6 protein-coding genes are annotated in these 5,746 nt (G+C 71.0%); all 6 read left to right on the forward strand.

Annotated elements, in window-relative coordinates:
* The coding region (locus tag ACNPM4_RS10255; protein WP_448985588.1) for a FecCD family ABC transporter permease at window positions 1–998 on the forward strand (998 nt) is incomplete at its 5' end.
* The gene (locus ACNPM4_RS10260) at window positions 995–2,077 is read left to right on the forward strand and encodes a FecCD family ABC transporter permease (RefSeq protein ID WP_448985589.1); all 1,083 of its coding nucleotides are present in this window, start codon (window positions 995–997) and stop codon (window positions 2,075–2,077) included. The genes ACNPM4_RS10255 and ACNPM4_RS10260, both read left to right, overlap by 4 nt.
* Entirely contained in the window at window positions 2,074–2,874 is an 801-nt protein-coding gene (locus ACNPM4_RS10265; RefSeq protein ID WP_448985591.1) for an ABC transporter ATP-binding protein, read from the forward strand. Before ACNPM4_RS10260 ends, ACNPM4_RS10265 begins: the two co-directional genes overlap by 4 nt.
* Entirely contained in the window at window positions 2,864–3,826 is a 963-nt protein-coding gene (locus ACNPM4_RS10270) for a siderophore-interacting protein (RefSeq protein ID WP_448985592.1), read from the forward strand. The genes ACNPM4_RS10265 and ACNPM4_RS10270 overlap by 11 nt, the downstream gene beginning before the upstream one ends.
* 1 nt (window position 3,827) lies before the next feature.
* Window positions 3,828–4,664 carry an ABC transporter ATP-binding protein gene (locus ACNPM4_RS10275; RefSeq protein ID WP_448985593.1) on the forward strand — a complete coding sequence of 279 codons (837 nt, stop codon included), beginning with the start codon at window positions 3,828–3,830 and terminating at the stop codon, window positions 4,662–4,664.
* Window positions 4,665–4,696: 32 nt separating this feature from the next.
* Window positions 4,697–5,728 carry an ABC transporter substrate-binding protein gene (locus ACNPM4_RS10280; RefSeq protein WP_448985594.1) on the forward strand — a complete coding sequence of 344 codons (1,032 nt, stop codon included), beginning with the start codon at window positions 4,697–4,699 and terminating at the stop codon, window positions 5,726–5,728.
* Window positions 5,729–5,746: the final 18 nt, after the last annotated feature.

Below are 5,746 nucleotides of genomic sequence, written 5' to 3' on the forward strand. Positions count from 1 at the left end.
GCCCGGCGCTGGTGCGCACCTTCTGGCTGCTCATCGGGGTCGTGGTGCTCGTCGTCCTCAGCATCCTGTCGATCTCGTTCGGCGTGCGCGCGGTCTCCTTCGACGACATCGTCGCGGCCCTCGGTGGCCACACCGACACGATCTCCCAGGCCGCGATCGTCAAGCGCATCCCGCGCACCGTGCTCGCCCTCCTCGTCGGTGCCGCGCTCGCCCTCTCCGGTGCGACCATGCAGGCTGTGACGCGCAACCCCATCGCCGACCCCGGCATCCTCGGCGTCTCGAACGGCGCCTCGCTCGCGGTCGTCTGCGGCATCGCCTTCTTCGGCCTCAGCAACCCCTACGGGCAGATGGGGTTCGCGATCGCCGGAGCCGGGATCGCCGCCGTGTTCGTCTACACGGTCGGCTCCCTCGGGCGCGGGGGCGCGACGCCGCTCAAGCTCGCGCTCGCGGGTGCCGCCACCTCGGCGGCCTTCGCCTCGCTGATCAGCGCCGTCATGCTGCCCCGCGTCGACCTGCTGCAGACGTTCCAGTCCTGGCAGATCGGCGGTGTCGGCGGGGCGGAGTGGCCGCGCATCGCGCTCACCGCGCCCGTCCTCGCGGTCGGTGCCCTCATCTGCTTCCTGTGCTCGCGCGGTATGAACTCGCTCGCGCTCGGCGACGACATGGCCAAGGGTCTCGGCGAGCACGTGTTCCGCACACGCCTGATATCGGCGCTCGGTGCGGTGATCCTCGCGGGAGCGGCGACGGCCATCGCCGGGCCCATCGGATTCGTCGGCCTCATCGTCCCGCACATGTGCCGGATGCTGGTGGGCACCGATCACCGCTGGCTGCTGCCGTTCTCGGCCATCGCCGGTGCCGCGCTGCTGACCGCGAGCGACATCATCGGCCGCGTGATCTCGCCCTCGGCGGAGGAGATCCAGGTCGGCATCATCACCGCCATCATCGGCGCCCCCTTCTTCATCTGGATCGTCCGTCGGCAGAAGGTGCGCGAGCTGTGAGCACGACCGAGCACACCGAACACACCCTCGACCGCGTCGACGAGCCGGCATCCGCCCGGATCGCGCGCATCGTCGCGGGCCGTCGCGCGCGCCACCGCCGCCACGCGATCGCGACGATCGTTCTCGGCATCCTGCTGCTCGTGCTGTTCACGGTCGCCCTCATGGTCGGCAACACGTTCTATCCGCTCGACGAGGTGATCCGCGTGATCCTGGGCGAGACCGTGCCCGGGGCCTCTTTCACCGTCGGCGACCTGCGGCTGCCGCGGGCGATCCTGGCCGTCCTCACCGGCATCGGCTTCGGCATGGCGGGAGTCTGCTTCCAGACGATGCTGCGCAATCCGCTCGCCTCGCCCGACATCATCGGCATCTCGAACGGCGCCGGGGCGGCGGCGGTCTTCGGCATCGTCGTGCTCTCGGTGAACGGGCCGGTCGTGTCGCTGCTCGCCCTCGGCGGCGCCGTCGTCACGGCCTTCGCGATCTACCTGCTCTCGATCAAGGGCGGCTTCGCCGGCACCCGCCTGATCCTGATCGGCATCGGTGTCGCGGCGATGCTGCAGAGCGTCATCTCGTACATGCTGTCGCGCGCCGCGAACTGGGACATCCAGACCGCGATGCAGTGGCTGACCGGAAGCCTCAACAATGCGTCGTGGGAGCGGGTGCTGCCGATGGCCATCGCCGCGCTCATCATCGTGCCGCTGATGCTGTCGCAGGGGCGTGCGCTCGGCGCCCTCCAGCTCGGCGACGACTCCGCGGCCGGCCTCGGGATCCGGGTCGACGCCACGCGCCTGCTGCTCATCCTCGGAGCGGTCGCGCTGCTGGCGTTCGCGACGGCGGCCACCGGACCCATCGCGTTCGTCGCGTTCATGGCCGGACCCATCGCCTCCCGCATCACGGGGCCCGGGGCCAACCTGCTCCTGCCGTCGGCTTTCGTCGGAGCCCTGCTCGTGCTCGCCGGCGACCTGATCGGCCAGTTCGCCTTCGGCACCCGCTATCCGGTCGGTGTCATCACCGGCGTGGTCGGCGCTCCGTACCTGATCTACCTGCTCATCCGCACCAACCGCTCCGGGGGTTCGCTTTGACCGTCTCGCACAGCTTGTCCGCCGAAGGCGTGAGTCTGGCCTACGGCGACCGCACCGTCATCGACGGCCTCGATCTGCAGATCGCACCCGGCCGCATCACGACGATCGTCGGAGCGAATGGATGCGGCAAGTCGACGCTGCTGCGCTCCCTCGCCCGCCTGCTCTCGCCGACCGAGGGCCAGATCGTGCTCGACGGTAAGTCGGTGCATGCGCGGCCCACCAAAGAGGTCGCCCGCATCCTCGGCCTGCTGCCGCAGTCGCCGGTCGCGCCCGAGGGTATCGCGGTGGCGGATCTGGTCGGTCGGGGACGGCACCCGCACCAGAAGATGCTCGCGCGGTGGAGCACCCATGACTACGAGGTGGTGGCCGACGCCCTCGACGCGACCGGCATCACCGACCTCGCCGACCGCAGCGTCGACGAGCTCTCCGGCGGGCAGCGGCAGCGCGTCTGGATCGCGATGGCCCTCGCGCAGGAGACCGACATCCTGCTGCTCGACGAGCCGACGACCTTCCTCGACGTCGCGCACCAGGTCGAGGTGCTCGACCTGCTCACCGATTTGAGCGTCTCGCGCGGCACCACCATCGTCATGGTGCTGCACGACCTCAATCTCGCGGCCCGCTACGCCGACGAGCTGGTCGCCATGAAGGACGGCCGGGTGCACGCGACGGGCGCCCCGCAGGACATCGTCACCGCCCAGCTCGTCGAAGAGGTCTTCGGCCTCGCCAATCAGATCACCATCGACCCGGTCTCCGGCAAGCCGATGGTCACACCCATCGGGAGGCATCATGTCCGCTGAGACGACCACGACCGAGCGTCCGACCTACATCCTCACCCGCGCCGAGGTGCGCGCGGTCGTCCGCGTCTCGCCCTCGTTCGTGCGCGTGACATTCGGTGGCGACGACCTGAGCGATTTCGGCACGCCCGGCGAGGTGTTCGACAGCCGCATCAAGCTGGTCTTCCCGCCGGCATCCGGCATCCTCCCCGAACTCGATCGGGCCTCGGACAACTGGTGGCAGTCGTTCCTCGCGGTGCCGGAGGAGGAGCGCGGCTCGATGCGCACCTACTCCGTGCGCGAGCTGCGGGTCGATCCCGCCGCGGGCACCGAGGTGGACGTCGACTTCGTGCTGCACCTCGAGCCGGGGCTCACCGGACCCGCATCGCTGTGGGCGAGCCAGGCGGCGGTCGGCCAGGAGCTCTACCTCGTCGGGCCCCGTCGCGGCGTCGACGTGGATGCGCACGGTGGGGCCGAGTTCGCGCCGGGCACCGCGGCGTCGGTCGTGCTCGCCGGCGACGAGACGGCGGCTCCCGCCATCGCCCGCATCCTGGAGGACGCGCCCCGCGACCTGCGCGGAGTGGCCTTCATCGAGGTGCCCTCTCCCGCCGACATCCTGCGCATCGACGTGCCGTCCGGCGTCGAGGTGCACTGGCTGCCGCGCGACGCCGGTGACCCGCACGGCCTGCGCCTGATCCCGGCCGTGCTCGGCTACCTCGGAGACGCCGACGCCGCCGATGAGATCCGTGTGAAGGACATCGACGGCGAAGATCTGCTCTGGGAGACGCCGGACTACTCCGGCCTCGGGGAAGAGATCGACCGGGCGGATGCGCCGGCCGAGCGCTACTTCTGGATCGCGGGGGAGAGCGGCGTGGTCACCACCCTGCGCCGTCACCTCGTCAAGGACCTCGGCGTCGACCGCGGGCAGGTCGCGTTCATGGGCTACTGGCGCCGCGGCGTCGCGATGCGGGGCTGACATGACGACGACCGCGTCCCACGCCCTGCAGGGCGAATCCCTCGTGCTCGGATACGGCCGAGCCCGGGTGGTGCACGACGTCTCGCTGCGCCTGGCACCCGGACGGGTCACCACCCTCATCGGCCCGAACGGCAGCGGCAAGTCGACCGTCCTGCGCGCCCTCGCCCGCCTGCACCGCATCGAGGCGGGGAGCGTGCGCATCGGCGGCGATGAGACCCGCGACGCCGCGGCCCTCTCGGCGAAGGGGTTCGCCAAGGCCGTCGCGATGCTCTCGCAGTCGCGGCCGCATCCGTCCGGGATCGAGGTCTCCGACGTCGTGGCGTACGGCCGCCACCCGCATCGGGGCCGTTTCTCGGGCGTCAGCGACGCCGACCGCGCCGCCGTCGCGCGGGCGCTCGAACTGACCGGGCTCCGCACGATGGCCTCGCGCCCCGTCGACCAGCTCTCGGGCGGCGAACTGCAGCGCGTGTGGCTGGCGACCGCGCTGGCGCAGGAGACCGGGGTGCTGCTGCTCGACGAGCCGACCAACCACCTCGACCTGCGCTACCAGGTGGAGACGCTCGACCTGGTGCGCGAGCTCGCCGACGACCACGGCACCGCCCTGGGTGTCGTGCTGCACGACCTCGACCACGCGGCATCCGTCGCCGACGACGTGGTGCTGCTGCACGCCGGTCGAGTGCACGCGGCGGGCACCCCCGCCGAGGTGCTCACGGGCGAGAACCTCTCGCACGTGTACGGCCTGCGGATCGACACCGAGATCGACGAGGAGACCGGCCTCGTGCGGGTGCTCCCGCGCGGTCGTCACCACGGCCGGCACCGCGCCCGCGCAGCATCCTGAAACCCCCTCACCCCTCCCGGAGGAAGAACCGAATGAAGAAGAAGCCCCTCGCCCTGATCGCCCTCGGCGGCGCACTCGTGATGGCCCTCGCCGGCTGCGGCACCACCCAGGCCCCCGCTGCCTCCGACTCCGACGCCTCGGCCTCGACGAGCGCGGGCTGCGGCGACGACACCACCGCGACCTCGACGGGCGCCGTCTCCGTCACGGACGACCTCGGCCGCACGGTCGAGCTCGACAAGCCCGCCGAGCGGATCGCGGTGCTCGAGTGGCAGCAGATCGAGGATGCGCTGTCGCTGTGTGTCACCCCGGTCGCGGTCGCCGACGCCGAGGGGTACAGCACGTGGGTCACCGCAGAAGAGCTCCCGGAGGGTGTGACCGATGTCGGCACCCGCCAGGAGCCGAACCTCGAGACGCTGTTCGGCACCGAGCCCGACCTCGTGATCGTCGAGGTCAGCGCCGCGGATGACCCCATCGTCTCCCAGCTCGAGGCCTACGACGTGCCCGTGCTCGCGACCATTGGTGCGGATGCCGCCGACCCCATCGCGAAGATGCTCGGCACGCTCGATCTCATCGCCCAGGTGACCGGCCGCGAGGAGCGCGCCGAGGTCGTCGCCGACGAGTTCCAGGCGCACCTCGACTCGGCCTCGGCCGAACTCGCGGATCTCGACCTGCCCACGAAGGAGTTCGTGTTCTTCGACGGCTGGGTCGACGGCGGCAACGTCGCGCTGCGTCCGTTCGGCCAGGGCTCGCTGGTCGGGGAGATCGGCGAGAAGCTCGGTCTGAAGAACGCCTGGACCGGCGAGGTCGACCCCACCTACGGCCTCGGCCAGACCGACGTCGAGGGCATGACCACGGTCGGCGACGCCAGCCTGTTCTACACCGGCACCGAAGACCCCGAGTCGGAGAGCTTCATCGACGCCCTGCAGGACAACCCGGCCTGGACCTCGCTGCCCGCCGTGGCCGATGACCGCCTCACCGCGTTCCCCGCTGGGATCTGGACGTTCGGGGGACCGCGCTCCACCCAGCAGATCATCGACGGCTACGTCGAGGTGCTCTCGAAGTGACGGATGCCCTTCGCCTCG

The sequence above is a fragment of the Microbacterium umsixpiens genome (assembly GCF_053543675.1).

Coding starts and splice junctions, on each gene's coding strand:
- ACNPM4_RS10270 (WP_448985592.1), top strand. CDS start 2,864: ATGTCCGCTGAGACGACCACGACCGAGCGTCCGACCTACATCCTCACC.
- ACNPM4_RS10275 (WP_448985593.1), top strand. CDS start 3,828: ATGACGACGACCGCGTCCCACGCCCTGCAGGGCGAATCCCTCGTGCTC.
- ACNPM4_RS10280 (WP_448985594.1), top strand. CDS start 4,697: ATGAAGAAGAAGCCCCTCGCCCTGATCGCCCTCGGCGGCGCACTCGTG.